This window comes from Nocardioides pyridinolyticus (assembly GCF_054653575.1).
In genome coordinates this window covers 151,715-170,776 of record NZ_BAAIFY010000005.1, presented here as the reverse complement: position 1 = coordinate 170,776, position 19,062 = coordinate 151,715, and the positions used below count along the sequence as shown (strand labels likewise).

Annotated in this window: 22 protein-coding genes; 11 read left to right on the top strand and 11 right to left on the bottom strand. The window is 70.5% G+C overall.

Translation table 11 applies throughout. The features are described from left to right. Positions 1-16 precede the first annotated feature (16 nt). Positions 17-592, top strand: a complete 576-nt coding sequence (gene pspAB / locus ACYQ0U_RS06725; protein WP_459970826.1) for a PspA-associated protein PspAB — start codon at positions 17-19, stop codon at positions 590-592. 23 nt (positions 593-615) lie between these two features. Here pspAB and nadA read toward each other — a convergent pair whose 3' ends face one another. Together nadA and ACYQ0U_RS06715 are read right to left on the bottom strand one after the other, a co-directional pair. After that, complete coding sequence (gene nadA / locus ACYQ0U_RS06720) at positions 616-1,788, bottom strand: quinolinate synthase NadA (RefSeq protein WP_459970824.1); 1,173 nt, start codon at positions 1,786-1,788, stop codon at positions 616-618. Between the two features lie 30 nt (positions 1,789-1,818). Further along, a complete protein-coding gene (locus ACYQ0U_RS06715) occupies positions 1,819-2,691 on the bottom strand; it encodes a GNAT family N-acetyltransferase (RefSeq protein WP_459970822.1) in 873 nt (290 codons plus the stop codon). Positions 2,692-2,709: 18 nt separating this feature from the next. Here ACYQ0U_RS06715 and ACYQ0U_RS06710 point away from each other — a divergent pair, with 18 nt between their 5' ends. Further along, on the top strand, positions 2,710-3,783 hold the full coding sequence (locus ACYQ0U_RS06710; protein ID WP_459970820.1) for a glycerate kinase family protein: 1,074 nt from the start codon (positions 2,710-2,712) through the stop codon (positions 3,781-3,783). 61 nt (positions 3,784-3,844) lie between these two features. Next, complete coding sequence (gene erpA, locus ACYQ0U_RS06705; protein ID WP_459970818.1) at positions 3,845-4,204, top strand: iron-sulfur cluster insertion protein ErpA; 360 nt, start codon at positions 3,845-3,847, stop codon at positions 4,202-4,204. A gap of 93 nt (positions 4,205-4,297) precedes the next feature. On the opposite strand, the gene ACYQ0U_RS06700 is transcribed toward erpA, so the two are convergent. Further along, positions 4,298-4,492 (bottom strand): hypothetical protein, encoded by a 195-nt coding sequence (locus ACYQ0U_RS06700; protein WP_459970816.1) that lies wholly within the window; start codon positions 4,490-4,492, stop codon positions 4,298-4,300. Positions 4,493-4,556: 64 nt separating this feature from the next. Between ACYQ0U_RS06700 and ACYQ0U_RS06695 the strand changes: the two genes are divergently transcribed. After that, positions 4,557-5,540 carry a carbohydrate kinase family protein gene (locus tag ACYQ0U_RS06695; protein ID WP_459970814.1) on the top strand — a complete coding sequence of 328 codons (984 nt, stop codon included), beginning with the start codon at positions 4,557-4,559 and terminating at the stop codon, positions 5,538-5,540. 3 nt (positions 5,541-5,543) lie between these two features. On the opposite strand, the gene ACYQ0U_RS06690 is transcribed toward ACYQ0U_RS06695, so the two are convergent. Both ACYQ0U_RS06690 and ACYQ0U_RS06685 read right to left on the bottom strand, forming a co-directional pair. Then, the gene (locus tag ACYQ0U_RS06690; protein WP_459970811.1) at positions 5,544-5,780 is read right to left on the bottom strand and encodes a sulfurtransferase TusA family protein; all 237 of its coding nucleotides are present in this window, start codon (positions 5,778-5,780) and stop codon (positions 5,544-5,546) included. Beyond that, positions 5,777-6,853 (bottom strand): cysteine desulfurase family protein, encoded by a 1,077-nt coding sequence (locus ACYQ0U_RS06685; RefSeq protein ID WP_459970809.1) that lies wholly within the window; start codon positions 6,851-6,853, stop codon positions 5,777-5,779. The genes ACYQ0U_RS06690 and ACYQ0U_RS06685 overlap by 4 nt, the downstream gene beginning before the upstream one ends. A gap of 95 nt (positions 6,854-6,948) precedes the next feature. On the opposite strand from ACYQ0U_RS06685, the gene ctaC reads away from it, so the two are divergent. From ctaC to ACYQ0U_RS06665, 4 genes are all read left to right on the top strand, one after another. Beyond that, entirely contained in the window at positions 6,949-7,851 is a 903-nt protein-coding gene (ctaC, locus tag ACYQ0U_RS06680) for an aa3-type cytochrome oxidase subunit II (protein ID WP_459970807.1), read from the top strand. Next, positions 7,848-9,599, top strand: coding sequence for an aa3-type cytochrome oxidase subunit I (gene ctaD / locus ACYQ0U_RS06675; protein WP_459970805.1), 1,752 nt, complete (start codon positions 7,848-7,850; stop codon positions 9,597-9,599). The genes ctaC and ctaD overlap by 4 nt, the downstream gene beginning before the upstream one ends. Beyond that, positions 9,599-9,997, top strand: a complete 399-nt coding sequence (locus ACYQ0U_RS06670; protein WP_459970803.1) for a cytochrome c oxidase subunit 4 — start codon at positions 9,599-9,601, stop codon at positions 9,995-9,997. The genes ctaD and ACYQ0U_RS06670 overlap by 1 nt, the downstream gene beginning before the upstream one ends. A gap of 105 nt (positions 9,998-10,102) precedes the next feature. Beyond that, positions 10,103-11,296, top strand: coding sequence for a L,D-transpeptidase (locus ACYQ0U_RS06665; RefSeq protein ID WP_459970800.1), 1,194 nt, complete (start codon positions 10,103-10,105; stop codon positions 11,294-11,296). A gap of 80 nt (positions 11,297-11,376) precedes the next feature. Here the strand turns inward: ACYQ0U_RS06665 and qcrB are convergent, their stop codons facing one another. From qcrB to ctaE, 4 genes are read right to left on the bottom strand one after another with little or no spacing between them, the layout of a single operon-like run. Next, on the bottom strand, positions 11,377-13,131 hold the full coding sequence (gene qcrB, locus ACYQ0U_RS06660) for a cytochrome bc1 complex cytochrome b subunit (protein WP_459970799.1): 1,755 nt from the start codon (positions 13,129-13,131) through the stop codon (positions 11,377-11,379). A gap of 1 nt (position 13,132) precedes the next feature. Continuing rightward, positions 13,133-14,212 carry a cytochrome bc1 complex Rieske iron-sulfur subunit gene (gene qcrA, locus ACYQ0U_RS06655; protein ID WP_459970797.1) on the bottom strand — a complete coding sequence of 360 codons (1,080 nt, stop codon included), beginning with the start codon at positions 14,210-14,212 and terminating at the stop codon, positions 13,133-13,135. Further along, on the bottom strand, positions 14,209-15,078 hold the full coding sequence (gene qcrC / locus ACYQ0U_RS06650) for a cytochrome bc1 complex diheme cytochrome c subunit (RefSeq protein WP_459970795.1): 870 nt from the start codon (positions 15,076-15,078) through the stop codon (positions 14,209-14,211). Before qcrC ends, qcrA begins: the two co-directional genes overlap by 4 nt. A gap of 37 nt (positions 15,079-15,115) precedes the next feature. Then, a complete protein-coding gene (gene ctaE, locus ACYQ0U_RS06645) occupies positions 15,116-15,763 on the bottom strand; it encodes an aa3-type cytochrome oxidase subunit III (RefSeq protein WP_459970793.1) in 648 nt (215 codons plus the stop codon). A gap of 65 nt (positions 15,764-15,828) precedes the next feature. On the opposite strand from ctaE, the gene ACYQ0U_RS06640 reads away from it, so the two are divergent. From ACYQ0U_RS06640 to trpD, 3 genes are read left to right on the top strand one after another with little or no spacing between them, the layout of a single operon-like run. Then, positions 15,829-16,743, top strand: a complete 915-nt coding sequence (locus ACYQ0U_RS06640) for a cytochrome c oxidase assembly protein (protein WP_459970791.1) — start codon at positions 15,829-15,831, stop codon at positions 16,741-16,743. A gap of 26 nt (positions 16,744-16,769) precedes the next feature. Continuing rightward, entirely contained in the window at positions 16,770-17,177 is a 408-nt protein-coding gene (locus ACYQ0U_RS06635) for an Rv3143 family two-component system response regulator (RefSeq protein ID WP_459970789.1), read from the top strand. Further along, positions 17,174-18,214, top strand: coding sequence for an anthranilate phosphoribosyltransferase (gene trpD / locus ACYQ0U_RS06630; protein WP_459970787.1), 1,041 nt, complete (start codon positions 17,174-17,176; stop codon positions 18,212-18,214). The genes ACYQ0U_RS06635 and trpD overlap by 4 nt, the downstream gene beginning before the upstream one ends. A gap of 6 nt (positions 18,215-18,220) precedes the next feature. Here the strand turns inward: trpD and ACYQ0U_RS06625 are convergent, their stop codons facing one another. Together ACYQ0U_RS06625 and ACYQ0U_RS06620 are read right to left on the bottom strand one after the other, a co-directional pair. Beyond that, positions 18,221-18,481, bottom strand: a complete 261-nt coding sequence (locus ACYQ0U_RS06625) for a hypothetical protein (protein WP_459970785.1) — start codon at positions 18,479-18,481, stop codon at positions 18,221-18,223. A gap of 282 nt (positions 18,482-18,763) precedes the next feature. Continuing rightward, positions 18,764-19,042: an Lrp/AsnC family transcriptional regulator gene (locus tag ACYQ0U_RS06620; RefSeq protein ID WP_459970783.1), complete on the bottom strand. Its 279-nt coding sequence runs from the start codon at positions 19,040-19,042 to the stop codon at positions 18,764-18,766. Between the last annotated feature and the right edge of the window lie 20 nt (positions 19,043-19,062).

Sequence of the window (19,062 nt, the reverse complement as noted above, 5' to 3'; positions counted from 1 at the left end):
CCGGTCACGAGGACACATGGGTCTCTGGGACGTCATCACCGGCCGGTCGCGCCCGAAGCCGGCCAACCTGGACGCGCTGTTCCAGGTGCCGAGCGCGGCCATCACGCTGCAGACCGAGCTCGGCCTCCAGCCCACCGGCGACGGCTCGGTCTGCTACCGCGCGGCCGCCGGCGGCGCCTTCCAGCAGACCCAGGACGACGTGGTCGCGCTGCTCGACGCCGACCCGGGCGCGCCGCCGGTCGAGGTCAGCCGTGACGAGTTCGGGTTCACCTGGCTGCTGAACCGGCACGACCCGGCCGACATCTCCGGGCTCGTGACCGACCTGCACGCGGTGAACACCTCGCTCGAGGCACAGGGCTTCGGGCCGGGACTGCTGTGCTCGCTGATCCCCTTCGCCGACCCGTCGGGGCGCAAGGTCGGGCTCGTCTACCTCTACAAGCAGGCGTCGTTCTACCCCTTCGCGCCGAAGCCCGACCAGCGGCTGCGCGACAACCTCCTGGAGATCCAGGTCCGCGACGCCCTCCAGGGCGAGCTCCCCGTCGAGCAGGACCTCAGCCGCTGGCTCGCGGTCTGGGGCGCTCCCGGGCTCTGACGCACCGGGACCGGCCTGCCGGACTAGTCCTTGGCGGTCTTGCCGGGCAGGGCCAGCATCCGCTCGAGGGCGACCAGCGCCCATCGCTCGGTCTCGGGGTCGACCTCGATCCGGTTGACGACCGTGCCCTCGACCAGCGCCTCCATCGCCCACACGAAGTGGGGGAGGTCGATGCGGTTCATCGTCGAGCAGTAGCACACGGTCTTGTCGAGGAACGAGATGTGCTTGTCCGGGTGGGCCGCGGCGAGCCGCTTCACGAGGTTCAGCTCGGTGCCGATCGCCCAGCTCGAGCCGGCCGGGGCCGCCTCGATGGTCTTGATGATGAACTCCGTCGACCCGACCAGGTCGGCCTTGAGCACGACCTCGTGCTTGCACTCGGGGTGCACCAGGATGTTGACGCCGGGGATGCTCGCGCGGAGCTCGTCGACGACCTGCTCGGAGAAGCGGCCGTGCACCGAGCAGTGGCCCTTCCAGAGGATCATCTTCGCGTCGCGCAGCTGCTCGGCGGTGAGGCCGCCGTTCGGGCGGTGCGGGTCCCAGACGACGCAGTCCTCGAGGCCGAGGCCCATCTGGAGCACGGCGGTGTTGCGGCCGAGGTGCTGGTCGGGGAGGAAGAGGACCTTCGCATCCGGCTTCTGTGCGAAGGCCCAGCCCAGGGCGACCTCGGCGTTGCTGGACGTGCACACGACGCCGCCGTTGCGGCCGCAGAAGGCCTTGATGTCCGCCGAGGAGTTCATGTAGGTGACGGGGACGACGCTGTCCGCGACGCCCGCGTCGACCATCGCCTGCCAGGCCAGCTCGACCTGCGTCAGCCGCGCCATGTCGGCCATCGAGCAGCCGGCGGCCAGGTCGGGCAGGATCACCTGCTGCTGCGGGCTGGTGAGGATGTCGGCGGACTCGGCCATGAAGTGCACGCCGCAGAAGACGATGTACTCCGCCTCGGGGCGGGCGGCCGCGTCGCGGGCGAGCTTGAAGGAGTCGCCGGTGACGTCGGCGAACTGGATGACCTCATCGCGCTGGTAGTGGTGCCCCAGCACGAAGACCTTCTCGCCGAGCGCCTCCTTGGCGGCCCGTGCCCGCGCCACCAGGTCGGGGTCGGACGCCGCGGGCAGGTCGCCCGGGCACTCGACGCCCCGCTCGCTGTTCAGGTCGACGCCACGGCCGAGCGGCAGCAGCGGGAGGTCCACGGTGGTCATGGCGCCCATCCTATTTGTCGGGTGCTCCGTTCAGAGCAGTGCACCATGGTGAACGTACGGCGCGGGCTGCTTCATCCCGCGCAGCCCGAGATATCCCTCCTGGCGCAGGACCAGCCGAGCGGCGAACCCCACGTCGAGCGCCCACTGGTTCGCCCCCGTCAGGTGGTGGACGTTCGCCTCCTGGGCGCCCTCGGCGAGCGCGGCCCAGAGCAGCCGGGTCGCCGTGCGCCGGTTCGAGGCCGCCAGCAGGGCGAGCCGGCCGCGCTCGTCGAGGTAGGCGTAGCCCGACCCGGTCGTCGCGTCGGAGACCAGCAGCCGCGACGAGCGCAGCATGAGCTCGTGGTCGGCACCGTGCCCGGCGCCCCGCGCCGCCCGGTCCAGGGAGTCCATCAGGTCCACGTCGCCCGCGCTGCCCTCGCGGACCTTCTCCACCACCGGGATCGCGGACCGGTCGACGGTTCCGGTCAGGTACATCTGCGGGTGCAGGTCGAAGCCCGCCTGGCGATAGATCCGGACGGCCCTCGGGTCGCCGGACGCCGAGAGCATCGACCGCGTGCAGCCGCGCCCGTGGCTCATCGCCGCCGCCATCAGCGGCTTGCCGATGCCCTGACCCTGGCGGCCGGGCAGCACGGCGTACGTCGCGAGGCACCAGAGCACCTCGCGACGCAACGACGTGGCGATGCCGACGATCCCGGTCTCGTCCTCGGCCACCCAGCACCCGCCGGGGTCGGTGCGCACCAGGTGCCGGGTGCGCTCGATCCAGACCGCGCGGTGCGGGGGAGTGCGGTGCGCGGGCTCCGGCTCGCCCGGGCGGCGGGAGGCCGAGTCGAGGGTGAAGAAGCTCTCGTCGCTGACCCGCTCGGCGGCCGGCACGTCGTCGGCGGTCATCGGCCGGATCTGCACGTCGGAGAGACTAGGCGCATGCGGATCCTCGTCGCACCCGACAAGTTCGCCGGCACCCTGACCGCGGTGGAGGCGGCCGAGGCGATCGCCGTCGGCTGGAAGCGGCGCTCGCCCGGCGACGAGGTGGACCTCGCGCCGATGGCCGACGGCGGGCCCGGCTTCGTCGACGTGCTGCACACAGCGCTCGGCGGCGACCTGCTCGCGGTGACCGTGCGCGGCCCCCACGGCGAGCCGACGCCGGCCACCGTGCTGCGGGTCGGCGACACGGCGTACGTCGAGGCGGCCCAGGCCTGCGGTCTGCACCTGACCCGGGGGGAGCGGCCCGAGTCCGCGACGACGTACGGCGTGGGCGAGCTGCTGCGCGCGGCCGTCGACTCCGGCGCGACGACGGTGGTCGTCGGCCTGGGCGGCAGCGGTACCAACGACGGTGGCGCCGGGCTGCTCGCGGCGCTCGGCGCGACCGCGGACCGGCCGCTGGACGAGGGCGCCGCCGGGCTGGCCGGCATCACGAGCGTCGAGCTCCCGGCGTTCGACGTCGAGCTGGTCGCCGCCAGCGACGTCGACAACCCGCTGACCGGGCTCTTCGGCGCCGCCAAGGTCTTCGGCCCGCAGAAGGGCGTCACCGAGGAGCGGCTCCCCGTGCTCGACGGCTGGCTCGAGGAGCTCGCCGCGGCCACCGACAAACGCGTCTCGCTGGAGAAGGGCGCCGGTGCCGCGGGCGGCCTCGGGTTCGCCCTGCTCCTGCTCGGCGCCACCCGCGAGCCGGGGATCGACCTGGTCGCCCGCGCGCTGCGGCTCGCCGAGCGGGCCGCGCAGGTGGACCTGGTCATCACCGGCGAGGGCGCGTTCGACTACTCCAGCCGCGGCGGGAAGGTGCCGTACGGCGTCGCGGAGATCGCCAACGCGGCGCTGCGGCCCTGCGTCGTGCTCGCGGGCCAGGTCGACGTCGGCTCGCGGGAGATGCGGGCGCTGGGCGTCGAGTCGGCCTACTCCCTGGTCGACCTGGTGGGGAAGGAGCGGGCGTTCGCCGAGCCGGCCGCCGCGCTGAGCGACCTGGCCGAGCGGATCGCACGCACCTGGTCCCGGGAATAACCGTCCGTGTGCGACCATTGAGGCGTACGAAACCCTTCCTTCTACTTCGGGAGAACCGCCCATGACCGAGCAGGTCGAGACCACCGAGCGCCGTACCGACTCCATCAACCTGAGCCCGGTCGCCGCCGCCAAGGTGAAGAGCCTCCTCGAGCAGGAGGGCCGCGACGACCTGTCGCTGCGCATCTCGGTGCAGCCGGGTGGCTGCTCCGGCCTTCGCTACCAGCTGTTCTTCGACGAGCGCAGCCTCGACGGTGACGTCGTCACCGACTTCGACGGGGTCGCGGTCGTCGTCGACCGGATGAGCGTGCCCTACCTCAACGGCGCGATGATCGACTTCGTGGACTCGATCGAGAAGCAGGGCTTCACGATCGACAACCCCAACGCCACGGGCTCCTGCGCCTGCGGCGACAGCTTCCACTGAGTTGAGTCGATTGAGCTGAGACATGCGAAAGGCCCCGCCTGACGGCGGGGCCTTTCGCATGTCTGGACGTTCCCTGGGCGTTCCTGGGCGTTCCTAGGCGTCGTCGCCGTAGATCGCCCGCGCCAGCCGGGAGGCGGCCTCGGGGATCTCGATCTCGCCGCGCTTGGTGGCCTCGCGCGGGGTGTAGGTGGACGGGACCCAGCCGAGCGCGGTCAGCGTCGCGATGGCGTCGGTGCCCATCTCCGCGGGCGTCGAGAGGTCGTCGTAGGCGAGTCGCGAGGAGGTCATGTCACCGACGGTAGGGGCTACCGATAAGTACCCCCACCGGTACCCGCAGGTAGTCTTCCGTGTCGTGCCTCTGCTGATCGCAGGATCCATCGCCACTGACCACCTCATGGGCTTCGGCGGCAAGTTCGCCGACTCGCTCGTGGTCGAGCAGCTCGACAAGCTCTCGGTGTCGTTCCTCGTCGACGACCTGGAGATCCGCCGGGGCGGCGTGGCCGCCAACATGTGCTTCGGCCTCGGTCAGCTGGGCGTGCGCCCGGTGCTGGTCGGCGCGGCCGGCGAGGACTTCGCCGACTACCGCTCCTGGCTGGAGCGGCATGGCGTCGACTGCTCGCACGTGCGCATCTCCGAGACCCGGCACACCGCGCGGTTCGTCTGCACCACGGACCCGACCGGCGCCCAGATCGCGTCGTTCTACCCCGGCGCGATGAGCGAGGCCCGGCTGATCGAGCTGGCCCCGATCGTCGCGCGCGTCGGCGCCCCGGACTACGTCCTCATCGGCGCGGACGACCCCGACGGGATGTTGCGCCACACCGACGAGTGCCGCCAGCGCGGCTACCCGTTCATCGCCGACCCGAGCCAGCAGCTCGCGTTCAGCGACGGCGAGCTGATCCGGAAGCTGATCGACGGCGCGGCGATCCTGTTCTCCAACGAGTACGAGTCGGCGATGATCGCCCAGAAGACCGGCTGGTCGGCCGAGGAGGTGCTCGACCGGGTCGGCATCCAGGTCACCACGCTCGGCAAGGACGGCGTCCGCATCCTGGCCCGGGGTGAGGACCCCATCGAGCTGCACGCCGCCAAGAACGTCACCGCGGTCGAGCCGACCGGTGTCGGCGACGCGTTCCGCGCGGGCTTCCTCGGCGCGCTGGCCTGGGGGGTCGGCCTCGAGCGGGCCGCGCAGGTCGGCTGCGTGCTGGCGGCGTACGTCGTGGAGACGGTCGGCACGCAGGAGTACTCCTTCACGCCGTCCCAGTTCCTCGCCCGCCTCGAGGAGTCCTACGGCGCGGCCGCGGCGGACGAGGTGGCCGACCACCTCAAGCGGCTCAGCTGACCCCTAGCTGACCCGGCGGACGAGGTAGCGGCCGGCGCCCTCCTCGCCGAGGAACTCCTGCCCGCGCATCCGGCACCACGCCGGGATGTCGGTGCGGGCGGCGACGTCGTCGGCCAGCACCGCGACCACCCCGCCGACCGGGACCTCGGCGTACCGCTTGCCGAGCTCGATCACCGGCAGCGGGCAGAGCATCCCGCGGCAGTCCAGCTCGAGGTCGGCCCTCGTCGGCCGGGCGGTCACAGACCCACCCGCGCGCGCAGGTCACGGACGACCCCCGGCAGCACCGCGACGAAGCCCTCGACGTCCTCCGCGGTGGTGTCGCGGGTCAGCGAGACGCGGACGTTGCCGTGCGTGAGCACGCCCATGGCCTCGAGCACGTGGCTGGGCGCGAGCGTCGATGCGGTGCAGGCCGAGCCGCTCGCCACGCCGTACCCCAGTCGGTCCAGCTCGGTCACGATCGCCTCGCCGTCGACGTAGAGGCAGGAGAACGTGACGAGGTGGGGGAGCCGCTCGTCCGGGTCACCGACGACCTCGACGTCCGGGATCTCCGCCGCCGCGGCGCGGATCCGGTCGACCAGCGCGTGCTGGCGGGGGTTGGTGTCGGGGCGGTCGGCGACGACGGCCTGGAGCGCGGCGGCCGCGGCGAGCGCGGCCGGGACGTTCTCGAAGCCGCTCGCGCGCTCGTCGACCCGGTCGTCGCCGGGGAACGGGTTCACCCAGAGCGTGCCCTTGCGCACGACGAGCACGCCGACGCCCGCCGGGCCGCCCCACTTGTGGGCCGAGCCCGCGAGCGCGTCCCAGCGGACGGGCAGGGGGAGCCGGCCCATCGAGGCGCACGCGTCCACGAAGAGGGGTACGCCGACGTCGAGCCCGTCCAGCGGCTGCACGGTGCCGACCTCGTGGTTGGCGTGCTGCACGGCGGCGACGGCGCCGTCGAAGCCGCTCGCCGCCACGCGGCCCAGGCGGTCCACCGGCACGACGACCGGGTCGACCCCGGTCCAGCGAGCGGCGTGGACCACCGACGAATGCTCGACCGCGGAGAGGGCTACCGGGCCGGAGCGCCGCGGCCCGAGCAGCCCCAGGAGACCGCGGTGGACCGCGTCCGTACCCGAGGAGGTGAAGGTGACCTCGTCGGCCCGAACGCCCAGACACTCTGCGACCACCGCGCGTGCGTTGTCGAGCAGCAGCCGCGCGTCGCGCCCGGGGCCGTGCAGGCGCCGCGGGTCGGCGTACCCCCGCTCCAGCGCGGCCAGCAGGGTGTCCCGGGCGGCCGGGTGCAACGGCTCCGACGACGCGGAGTCGAGATATCTCACACCCGCAACGTACCGGCACCCCCGCGGCGTCTCGGGGCGGGCGATTCGATAGTGTTCGGTGTATCCGTGATCGTGCTGAGAGAGAGGCTCAAACGTTGAGTCTGCAACTCCCCAAGCGTGTGGCCGCACTGGCTGCCGTGGGCGGCAGTCTGCTCGTGCTGGGCGGCTGTTCGTCCGAGACCCGGGGCGAGTGGGAGCGCGCCGCCATGCCGGAGCCCGCGTCCGTCCAGGGCGAGAAGATCCTGGTCCTGTGGCAGGGCGCGTGGATCGCCGCCATGGTGACCGGCATCGTCGTCTGGGCCCTCATCTTCTGGGCGATCTGGCGGTTCCGCCGGCGCAGCGAGGACGAGATCCCGATCCAGACGCGCTACAACCTGCCGCTCGAGATCTTCTACACGGTCGCGCCGATCATCATGGTGATCGTGTTCTTCGCGCACACCGTGGAGACCCAGAACTTCGTCCTCGACGAGGACTCGCAGGGCGGCGTCGACAACACGATCGAGGTCGTGGGCCAGCAGTGGTCGTGGACGTTCAACTACGGCGTCGGTGAGCAGGACCGCTCGGCGGACGAGGAGCTCGACGACGCCGAGTACCCCTACGACTCCTACGTCTACGAGGTCGGCACCGGCTCGCACATCCCGGAGATCTACCTCCCGGTGAACGAGACCACGCGGTTCAACCTGCACTCGCCGGACGTCATCCACAACTTCGGCATCCCCGGCTTCATCATGCGCATGGACGTGATCCCCGGCCGGGTGAACCACTACGCGATCACACCGACCCGCACCGGCACGTTCGCCGGCAAGTGCTACGAGCTCTGCGGCGTCTACCACCAGCGGATGCTCTTCACCGTGCAGGTGGTGACCCGCGAGGAGTACGACGCGTACCTCCAGCGGCTCGCCGACGCCGGTGCGACCGCCGACAAGCCGCTGCTCGGCGGCGAGAACGCCCGCACGCAGCACGGTCTCGATGAGGAACCCGAGGGAGAAGGCAAGTGACTGCGACCGCAGCAACTCCGACCACCACCGCCGCCCCGCGCCGGCCGCTGGGGCAGGAGGTCGCCCGGATCCTCACCACGACCGACCACAAGCTGATCGGCAAGCTGTACCTCGGCACGTCCTTCGCGTGGTTCCTGATCGGCGGCGTCATGGCGATGCTGATCCGGTCCGAGCTGGCCTACCCGGGCATGCAGGTCGTGAACGAGGAGCTGTACAACCAGCTCTTCACCATGCACGGCACGATCATGCTGCTGCTGTTCGCGACCCCGCTGTTCTTCGGCTTCGGCAACGTGATCATGCCCCTGCAGATCGGCTCGCCCGACGTCGCGTTCCCGCGCCTGAACATGTTCAGCTACTGGCTGTTCCTGTTCGGCGGCCTGATCGCCGCGTCCGGCTTCCTCACCCCGCAGGGTGCGGCCGACTTCGGCTGGTTCGCCTACACACCGCTCTCCGACGCCGTCCGCTCGCCGGGCGTCGGTGGTGACCTGTGGATCATGGGCCTGTGGATGGCCGGTCTGGGCACCATCCTCGGTGCGGTCAACTTCATCACCACGATCATCTGCATGCGCGCACCCGGCATGACGATGTTCCGGATGCCGATCTTCGTCTGGAACACGCTCGTCACCAGCCTCCTGGTGCTGATCGCGTTCCCGATCCTCGCCGGCGCGCTGCTCTCGCTCGAGGCCGACCGCCAGCTCGGCGCCCACGTGTTCGACACCGCCCACGGCGGCGCGATCCTGTGGCAGCACCTGTTCTGGTTCTTCGGGCACCCCGAGGTGTACATCATCGCGCTGCCGTTCTTCGGCATCGTCACCGAGATCCTGCCGGTCTTCAGCCGCAAGCCGATCTTCGGCTACGTCGGCCTGGTCGGCGCGACGCTCGGCATCGCGATCCTGTCGGTGGCCGTGTGGGCGCACCACATGTTCGTCACCGGCGCCGTCGACCTGCCGTTCTTCTCCGGCATGACGTTCCTGATCGCCGTACCGACCGGCGTGAAGTTCTTCAACTGGATCGGGACGATGTGGGGCGGGTCCATCTCGTTCGACACCCCGATGCTGTGGTCGATCGGCTTCCTCACGACGTTCCTGTTCGGTGGCCTGACCGGCATCATCCTGGCCAGCCCGCCGCTGGACTTCCACGTGTCCGACTCCTACTTCGTGGTCGCGCACTTCCACTACGTCGTGTTCGGCACCGTCGTGTTCGCGATGTTCGCGGGCTTCTACTTCTGGTGGCCGAAGATGACCGGCCGGATGCTCGACGAGCGGCTGGGCAAGCTGCACTTCTGGCTGCTGTTCATCGGCTTCCACCTGACGTTCCTCGTCCAGCACTGGGTGGGCGTCGAGGGCATGCCGCGCCGCTACGCCGACTATCTGCCCGACGACGGCTTCACCACGCTGAACCAGGTGTCGACGGTCGGTGCGTTCCTGCTGGGTGCCTCGACGCTGCCGTTCCTCTACAACGTGTACGTGTCGCGCAAGGCGCCGCTGGTCAACACCGACGACCCGTGGGGCTGGGGCCGCTCGCTGGAGTGGGCGACCAGCTGCCCGCCGCCGCGCCACAACTTCGTCTCGATCCCGCGCATCCGCTCGGAGTCGCCCGCGTTCGACCTGCACCACCCGGAGGTGGCCGCGATCGAGCTCGAGGAGAACGAAGCCGCACGCGAGGGCGGCCCGGCCGACGCGCCGGACATGGAGGGTCGCGAGCAGCTGCTGCGCGACCGCGGTGAGAACCCGGAGGACAAGGCCTGATGAAGTCCGAGACTTGGATCTTCGCGATCTGCACGATCTTCTTCGTGCTGGTCAGCCCGGCGTACTGGCTCATCACCTATGACTGGACGGGCACGTCCGCCCTGGTGATGACCACGCTCCTCGCCGCCATGGTCACGCTGTACCTGGGCTTCCACGCGAAGAGGATGGATCCCCGGCCCGAGGACCGCAAGGACGGCGAGATCGCCGACGGCGCGGGCGAGCTGGGCTTCTTCCCGCCGTACTCCTGGTGGCCGCTGTGGTGCGCGCTGACCCTCTCGGTCTGCGTGTACGGCGTGGCGATCGGCGCCTGGTGGCTCTTCATCATCGGCGTCGCGCTGGGCACGATGGCGCTGATCGGCTGGATCTTCGAGTACTACCGCGGCGAGCACGCCCACTGATCCACTGCTGACCCGCAGCTGACCCGCTGCTGATTCGGGAGCGCTGAGGCTCCCCGGTTAGTCTGGACGAGACACGTCCAGTCGCTTTCACGGGGAGCCCTCAGCATGTCCGACCGTCGTTCCTGCCTGCGCGCCACCGCCCTGCTGGCTGCCGGTGCGCTCGCCCTGACGGCCTGCCAGTCCAACGATCTCCCGGGTGTCAGCGCGGGCGAGCCGGACGAGTCCGCGTCGTCCACCGTGCCGGCCTTCGAGCTCGCCTCGAGCGTGCACCGCGGCGCACACGGCGTCCCTGTCGACCAGGAGCTCGAGCTGACCGCGCAGGGCGGCACCATCGACTCCGTCGAGGTCTCCTCCGAGGCCGGCCCCGTGCGCGGCGAGCTCGCCGACGACGGCTCCGGCTGGACGGCGGCCGGAGGGTTCGAGCCGGGTACGGCGTACACCGTCACCACGACCGCCTCGCGGGAGGACGGCTCGCAGGTCAGGCGCACGCTCCGCTTCACCACCCAGGACCTCACGCTCGACGAGCAGACCTACCCGTCCGTCGCGCCGCTGGACGACGAGACCGTCGGCGTGGGCATGCCCGTCATCGTCACCTTCGACCTGCCGGTGGAGGACAAGGCGGCGTTCGAGAAGCGCATGACCGTGACCTCGAAGCCGGCGCAGCGCGGGACCTGGCACTGGCTGAGCGACACCGAGGCGCACTGGCGCCCGAAGACCTACTGGAAGCCCGGCACGGACGTCCACGTGGACGTCGACGTCAACAGCGTCGACGCCGGCAACGGCATCTACGGCCAGGAGAGCCGCGAGCTCGACTTCCACGTCGGCGACGCGCACGTCTACCAGGTCAGCGCCGTCACGCACCAGATGAAGGTGTTCAGCAACGGCGAGCTGTTGCGGACGATCCCGATCACGACCGGCGAGCAGCCGGCGTACACCACCCGCTCCGGCGTGAAGGTGATCATCGAGAAGTTCGAGTCCAAGACGATGAACTCCGAGACCGTCGGCATCACCGGCCCGGACGCCTACAACATCGACGACGTCCAGTGGGCGATGCGGCTGACCTACTCCGGCGAGTTCATCCACGCCGCCCCGTGGTCGGTCGGCTCCCAGGGCTACGCCAACGTCTCCCACGGCTGCACCGGCATGAGCACCGAGAACGCCGGCTGGCTCTACGCCATGACCCGCCGCGGCGACGTCGTCGAGTACACCGGCACCGACAAGCCGATGACCCTCGACAACGGCTACGGCGACTGGAACGCCTCCTACGCCGAGTACGCCAAGGGCTCCGCCCTCTCCTGATCCCCGCCGACTCGGCATACACGAAGGCCGCCCGACTCCCGGGGGAGTGGGCGGCCTTCGTGGTGCTGTGCCGGTGCGGCTCAGTGCTTCCCGCGGAGGCTCTCGTCCTCGACCAGGTGGTGGCCGTCGAACTGGTGGCCGTCGGCCGCGTGGCCGTCCATGCCGGACTGGAGCTCGTGCTCGTGGTCGGCGTGGTGGTGGCCCGCCTCGAGCTCCGCGACGGTCGGCTTCTGCACGTTGTCCGCGTAGTAGAGCGTGCGGAGGCGGTTGCGGACGCCGGCCAGGCGGCCGGTGTGCGGAGCGGGTACGCCGTTGGCGTCGACCGGCGGGCGCACCTCGCCGTCCTCGACCGGGTCACGGTCGCGGGCGGCGAGCGTGTAGGCCCGGGCCTGGGGGAGCGGCAGGTGCTTCTCGGAGTAGCCGCCCTCCGGGGACCGCATGATGATGCCGGTCTCGTAGCCGTGCAGGAGCGTCTCGTTGTCCTTGCGCTGGAGGGAGATGCACCAGCGCCGGGTGATGAAGAACGCGATCACCGGACCGATGATCACCGCGGCCCGCAGGAAGTACGTGATCTGGTTGATCGACGCGTGCAGCTTGATCGCGATGATGTCGTTGCCGCCGGCCGCCCAGAAGAGGCCGTACATCGTCATCAGCGCCACCATCAGGGCGGTGCGGGTCGGCGCGTTGCGCGGGCGCTCCAGCAGGTGGTGCTCGCGCTTGTCCCCGGTGATCCAGCTGTCGATGAACGGCAGCAGCATCAGGATCAGGAACATCACGATCGGGAGCACCAGGATCGGCAGCATCACGTTCCAGGAGATCGTGACGCCCCAGATGTGGGTCTCGAGTCCGGGCATGATGCGCAGCGCGCCGTCGGGCCAGCCCATGTACCAGTCGGGCTGGGAGCCCGCGGTCACCTTGGACGGGTCGTAGGGTCCGTACTTCCACACCGGGTTCAGCGTGAACAGGGCGCCGAGCACCGCGATGATGCCGAAGACGATGAAGAAGAAGCCACCGGCCTTGGCGGCGTACACCGGGAGCATCGGGTAGCCCACGACGTTCTTCTCGGTCCGGCCGGGACCAGGCCACTGGGTGTGCTTGTGGTACACGAGCAGCAGCATGTGGGCCGCGATCAGCGCGAGCAGCAGGCCCGGGATCAGCAGGACGTGGATGGTGTAGAGGCGCGGGATGATCGACTCCCCCGGGAACTCGCCGCCGAACAGCAAGAACGACATGTAGGTGCCGATGACCGGGGAGGCCTTGATGAAGCCGTCCGCGGCCCGGACGCCCGTGCCGGAGAGCAGGTCGTCGGGGAGGGAGTAGCCGGTGAAGCCCTCGAGCGTGCCGAGGAGCAGCAGCAGGCAGCCGATGACCCAGTTGAGCTCGCGGGGCTTGCGGAACGCGCCGGTGAAGAACACGCGGAGCAGGTGGACCATCATCGACGCGACGAACAGCATCGCGGCCCAGTGGTGCATCTGCCGCATGAGCAGGCCGCCGCGCACGTCGAAGGAGATGTTCAGCGTCGTGGCCATCGCCTCGGACATGTGGATGCCGCGCAGCTGCTCGTAGCTGCCGTCGTACTGGACCTCGCCCATGCTCGGCGTGAACCAGAGCGTCAGGAACACGCCGGTCAGCAGCAGGACGACGAAGCTCCACAGGGCGATCTCGCCCAGCATGAAGGACCAGTGGTCCGGGAAGACCTTGCGGAGGTTCTTCTTCGCCATGGTGGCGATGCCCAGGCGCTCGTCGGCCCAGGTCGCGACCGCCCCGGCCCGGCTCGGCTTCGAGGGGGTCGCCGGCGTGGTGCCGTTGGTGTTGGCGACCTTGGTGGTGTCCATGTCAGCCACGCTCCCAGTAGCTCGGTCCGACCGGTTCCGTGAAGTCGCTCTGCGCGACGAGGTAGCCCTCGTCGTCGACCATCAGCGGCAGCTGGGGCAGCGGCCGCGCGGCCGGGCCGAAGACGACGCGCGCGGAGTCCGCGAGGTCGAACGTCGACTGGTGGCAGGGGCAGAGGACGTGGTGGGTGGTGCGCTCGTACAGCGAGATCGGGCAGCCGACGTGGGTGCAGATCTTCGAGTAGCAGAGGATGCCGTCGACCGACCAGTTCTCCCGGCCCTCGCCGGGGGTGATGTTCTCCGGCTCCATCTTGACCAGGATGACCGCGCCCTTGGACTTGCCGACCTGGAGGGCCAGGCCCTCGAGCGGCTCGCCGTCCCACGGGCTCTTGAACAGGCCCTCGGGCTCGGCGTTCACGAGGTCGCCGATCTCGAGGTCACCGGGGCGGATCGGGGTGCCGACGACGTCGCGGACGACGCGCATGCCCTCCTCCCAGATGGTGTGCTCGAGGCCCGCGCCCGGGTAGGGCTGGTCCTTGATGACCTTGGCGTTGGTCGGGCCGAGGTCCCACAGCGGCACGATCGCGGTCGCGCCGACGAGGCCGACGGCGCCGAGCAGCGAGTTGCGCACCAGCGGCCGGCGGCCGATGCCGGACTCCTCGAGGCCGGCGCCGAGCGCGGCCAGCGTGGCGGCGCGGTCCTCCTCGGAGGAGGCCGCCGGGTGGCGGTACTCGACGAGCTCGACGTCCGCCATCAGCTTGCGGGCCCACTGGACGATGCCGATGCCGATGAACAGCAGCGCACCGGCCAGGGACAGGCCGAGGGCGAGGTTCTGGGCGCCGTAGCCGCCGACCGAGTCGTCCTTCTCGACGGTGAAGTACGAGACGACGAACAGCACGGTGCAGATCGCGGAGAGGCCGAACAGCGTGGCGACCTGGCGCTCGGCGCGCTTCTCCGCCTTCGGGTCGACGTCGGTCGGCCGCCAGTGGTGCTCGGGGAGCCCCGGGTTGGCGTAGAGATCGTCCCGCTCGGGGAGGTTCTCGTCGTACGGCTCGTCGTGGCCGTCACCGATGGGCGTACTCACGCGTCCACCTTCTTCTTGCTGGAACGGGTCGTGTGGGCGGCGATCCAGACCGCCGCGCCGACGCAGAGGCCGATGCCGCCGAGCCAGGCGACCATGCCCTCGGGCACGGGACCGAGGCCACCGAGACCGAAGCCGCCGTAGCTGGGCATCTCCTCGAGGGAGCCGAGGTAGGCGATCACGTCGCGCTTCTCCTCGGGGGAGAGGTTGCCGTTGCTGAAGTTCGGCATGTTCTGCGGGCCGGTCAGCAGCGCCTCGTAGATGTACTTGGGCTCGACACCGGTGATCTCCGGGGCGTAGCCGCCGCGCGGCATGGCGCCGCCGGAGCCCTCGAAGTTGTGGCAGGCGGTGCAGTTGGTCAGGAAGATCTGGCCACCGCGCACGATCGCCGCCTCGCGCTCCTCGTCGGAGAGGCCCTCGATGCTGTAGTCGCTCTCGTCGGGGACGGCGGGACCGGGGCCGAGCGAGGCGACGTACGCCGCCAGCGCGGCGATCTCCTCGTCGTCATAGGTCTCCGGCTTGCTGGGCACCTGGGCGCCCGGCTGGGCCATCGGCATCCGGCCGGTGCCGACCTGGAAGTCCACCGCCGCGGCGCCGACGCCCACGAGCGACGGGCCGAGCTGGTGGTTCTCACCGGTGCGGACGCCCTCGCCGTTCTGGCCGTGGCAGAAGGCGCAGCCGACGAGGAAGAGCTCGCGGCCCTTGGCGACCTGCTCGGTGTCGCTGGTCGTCTCGCCGGCCTGGGCGGGAGCGAAGGCGGTGTAGAGGCCGCCGGTGAGCAGCAGCCCCAGCAGGAGGACGACGAGGCCCGCGAGGGGGCCGCGGCGGTGCCGGGAGAGGCGACCTGCGGAGCGGTTCAGGAGACGCACATCGGGTCCTTGCGTTCAGTCGTGCGGGTGGTCAGGGCTACTTGACGAGGTAGATGGTCGCGAACAGGCCGATCCACACCACGTCGACGAAGTGCCAGTAGTAGGAGACGACGATCGCGCTCACGGCCTGCTCGTGGGTGAACTTGCGCGCCACGTAGGTGCGGCCGAGGACGAACAGGAAGGCGATCAGACCGCCGGTCACGTGAAGTCCGTGGAAGCCGGTGGTGAGGTAGAACATCGTGCCGTAGGCCGAGTCCTGGATCGTGACGCCGTGCTTGACGAGCTCGGCGTACTCGATCGCCTGACCGGCGATGAAGATCGCGCCCATGACGTACGTGAGGATGAACCACTCGCGCAGGCCCCAGCCCTTGACGTTGAGCACGCCACCGGTGCGGCCGACCTGACCGCGCTCCGCGGCGAACACGCCGAGCTGGCAGGTGAGCGAGGAGAGCACGAGGATCGTGGTGTTCACGGTCGCGAAGGGGACGTTGAGCAGCTCGGTGTTCTGGGACCAGAGCTCCGGGCTGACCGCACGGATCGTGAAGTACGACGCGAACAGCGCCGCGAAGAACATCAGCTCACTGGAGAGCCAGATGATCGTCCCGACGCTGACCATGCTCGGTCGGTCGTGGTGCCCGTGCAGTCGGGAGGCCGGAATCGCGGTTGCAGTCGCCACGTGCGTCATTATGTCGTGGCCCCTGGGAGAGGGCACCCCGACCCCCTGTGTTTGGCCGTCATAAAGTTCACAGCGTGCTCGACCTTCCCCGTTTCACGCTTGGCACCGTCTTCACCGGCTGGTCCTTCGAACCGACCTCCGTCATCGTCACCGTCTGGGCGGCGGGGCTCTACCTGCTCGGAGTGTGGACGCTCCACCGCCGCGGCGACCACTGGCCGGTCGGCCGGACGATCGCGTTCGTCGGGGTCGGGATGGGCGCCTTCTTCTTCGCGACATCCTCGGGGCTGGCGACCTACGACCTGACCCTGCTCAGCGTCCACATGGTCCAGCACATGTTCCTCTCGATGCTGGTGCCGATGGCGCTGGCGCTGGGCGCGCCCGTCACGCTCGCGCTCCGCACGCTCCCGCCCGCGCCGCGGCGCTGGCTCCTCGCCGTGCTGCACTCCTGGCCGGCGAAGGTGCTGTCCTTCCCGCCACTGACCTTCCTGCTCTACGTCGTCTCGCCGTGGGCCCTCTACTTCTCGGGCTGGTACCCGGCGACGCTCGACTCGACGTACCTCCACGAGGTCATGCACCTCCACCTGGTCCTGGTCGGCTCGCTGTTCTTCTGGCCGATCGTGGGCGTGGACCCGGTACCCGGAAAGGTGAGCTACCCCTTCCGGATGCTGCTGGTCGTGCTGACGCTGCCCTTCCACGCCTTCCTGGGCGTCACGATCATGGGCCAGGAGGAGCTGCTGGGCGGCGGCCACTACGAGTCGCTGCACGACGGCCCGATGGGCGCGTGGCTGCCCGCGCCGGCCGACGACCAGCACCTCGCCGGCGGCATCCTCTGGGGCTCGGGCGACATCATCGCGCTGATCCTCTTCGGGGTGCTGTTCGTGCAGTGGGTGCGGCAGTCGATGAAGGAGGCCGAGCGCGAGGACCGACGGCTCGACCTGCTCGAGGCGCGCGACGCCGCGGCATCCCGCACGGCCGAGAACGACGACTAGGGCCGGCGACTAGTAGCATCGCGAGCGTGAGCGACTCGACCACCCTGAAGGTGCTCGTCTACAGCGACGACGTCAACACCCGGCAGCAGGTCATCCTGGCGCTCGGCCGACGGCCGCACCCGGACCTGCCCGAGCTGGAGTACGTCGAGGTGGCGACCGAGCCCGTGGTGATCCAGAACATGGACGCCGGCGGCATCGACCTGGCCATCCTCGACGGCGAGGCGGTCCCGGCCGGCGGCCTGGGCATCGCCAAGCAGCTCAAGGACGAGATCTACGACTGCCCGCCGGTGCTCGTGCTCACGGGCCGGCCGCAGGACGCCTGGCTGGCGACCTGGTCGCGCGCCGAGGCCGCCGTCCCGCACCCGCTGGACCCGATCCGGCTCGCCGAGTCGGTCGTCTCGCTGCTCAAGTCCCGCGTCCCTGCCAGCACGTGACCGGCTCTCCGGGGACTGGCTGGTCCGAGGTCCTGTCCGCGCTGGTCGCGGGCACCGACCTCAGCGCGGAGCAGACCGCGTGGGCGATGGGCGAGATCCTCTCGGGTGAGGCGACTGCGTCGCAGATCGCCGGCTTCGCGGTCGCCCTGCGCGCCAAGGGCGAGACCATCGACGAGGTCAGCGGCCTGGTCGAGTCCATGTACGCCGTGGCGACGCCGCTGTCGGTCCCGGGCCGGCTGCTCGACGTCGTCGGCACCGGCGGTGACCGGTCGATGTCGGTCAACATCTCCACGATGTCGGCGATCGTCGCGGCCGGTGCCGGCGCGCGCGTGGTCAAGCACGGCAACCGGTCGGCGTCCTCGAAGTCCGGCTCCGCCGACGTGCTCGAGAAGCTCGGCATCCGGCTCGACCTGCCACCCGACCGGGTCGCGCAGGTCGCCGAGGAGGCCGGCATCACGTTCTGCTTCGCGGCCGCGTTCCACCCGGCGATGCGGCACGCCGCCGTACCCCGCCGCGAGCTGGGCGTCGGCACCACGTTCAACGTCCTGGGCCCGCTCACCAACCCCGCCCACGCCGCCGCGCAGGCGATCGGCTGCGCGGACGCCCGGATGGCGCCGGTGATGGCCGGCGTGTTCGCCCGCCGGGGCGTCGACGCGTGGGTCTTCCGCGGCGACGACGGCCTCGACGAGCTCACCACCACGACCACCTCGCGGCTGTGGCGGGTCCACGGCGGTGAGGTCACCGAGGCCACGATCGACCCGGCCGCCCACGACATCCCGCGCGGCACCACCGAGGCGCTCCGCGGCGGCGACGCGGCCCACAACGCCGACGTCGTACGCCGCCTCCTGGACGGCGAGCAGGGCGCGGTGCGCGACGCGGTGCTGCTGAACGCGGCCGCCGCGCTGGCCGTGCACGAGTCGCCGGCCGCCGACCCGGACGAGGCGCTGGCCGCCGGACTGGTGCGGGCGCGCGCGGCGATCGACTCCGGCGCGGCGAGGGCGACGCTGGACCGCTGGGTCGCGGCGAGCTCCGGGTAGGACCGGCTAGACCTCGAGCACGTAGCCGGTGTCGCCGGAGCCGCCGCGCCGGAAGCCCACCTTGTCGTAGTAGGCGCTGACCATGTTCGGAGGCGTCAGCACGCGGCGGAAGCCGAGGTCTTCGAGCAGGCCGCTGCGGCGCCAGACGAACTCGCCCGGGGTGAGGTCGCGGTACTTCGGCGTCACGTAGTCCAGCAGGATGCGGGCGGTGTCCCCGTCCTCGCGGACCAGCACGACCACGCCGACGGTCTCGTCGCCCTTGATCACGATGAACGCGCCCTCGTCGGGGCGCGGTTCGGTGAAGTCCGAAGGCGTCGACGTCGTGCCGCTCGCGCAGCAGCCGGACGATGAAGAACACGTTGATGGCCGCCAGCACGATGTTCATCGCGACCATCGGCCACACGCCGATCATCGCGTTGAAGAACACCAGCACCGTGCACGCGATGGTGTTGAGCACCCGGAACCGCAGCACCCGGGCCTGGAGCAGCGAGAAGACCAGCAGCGCGCTGCCGGCCCAGCCGACCGCGTCGAGCCAGGACATCGGGGATATCAGTCGAGGCCGAGGGAGAACGCCGACTCGAGGTCGTGGCGGGAGTAGGTGCGGAACGCGATGTGGGTCTCGGTCGCGTGCACGCCGGGCACCTTGTTGAGCCGGTCGGCCACCACCGCGGCGACGTCGTCGTGGTCGCGGACGCGGACCAGCGCGATCAGGTCGATCTGGCCGGTCACGGAGTAGACCTCGCTCACCCCGTCGAGCGCCGCGATCTGCTCGGCGACCTCGGGGATCTGCGCGACGTCGGCCTTGACGAAGACGATGGCGGTGATCATGCCCGCCAACCTAATGGAAG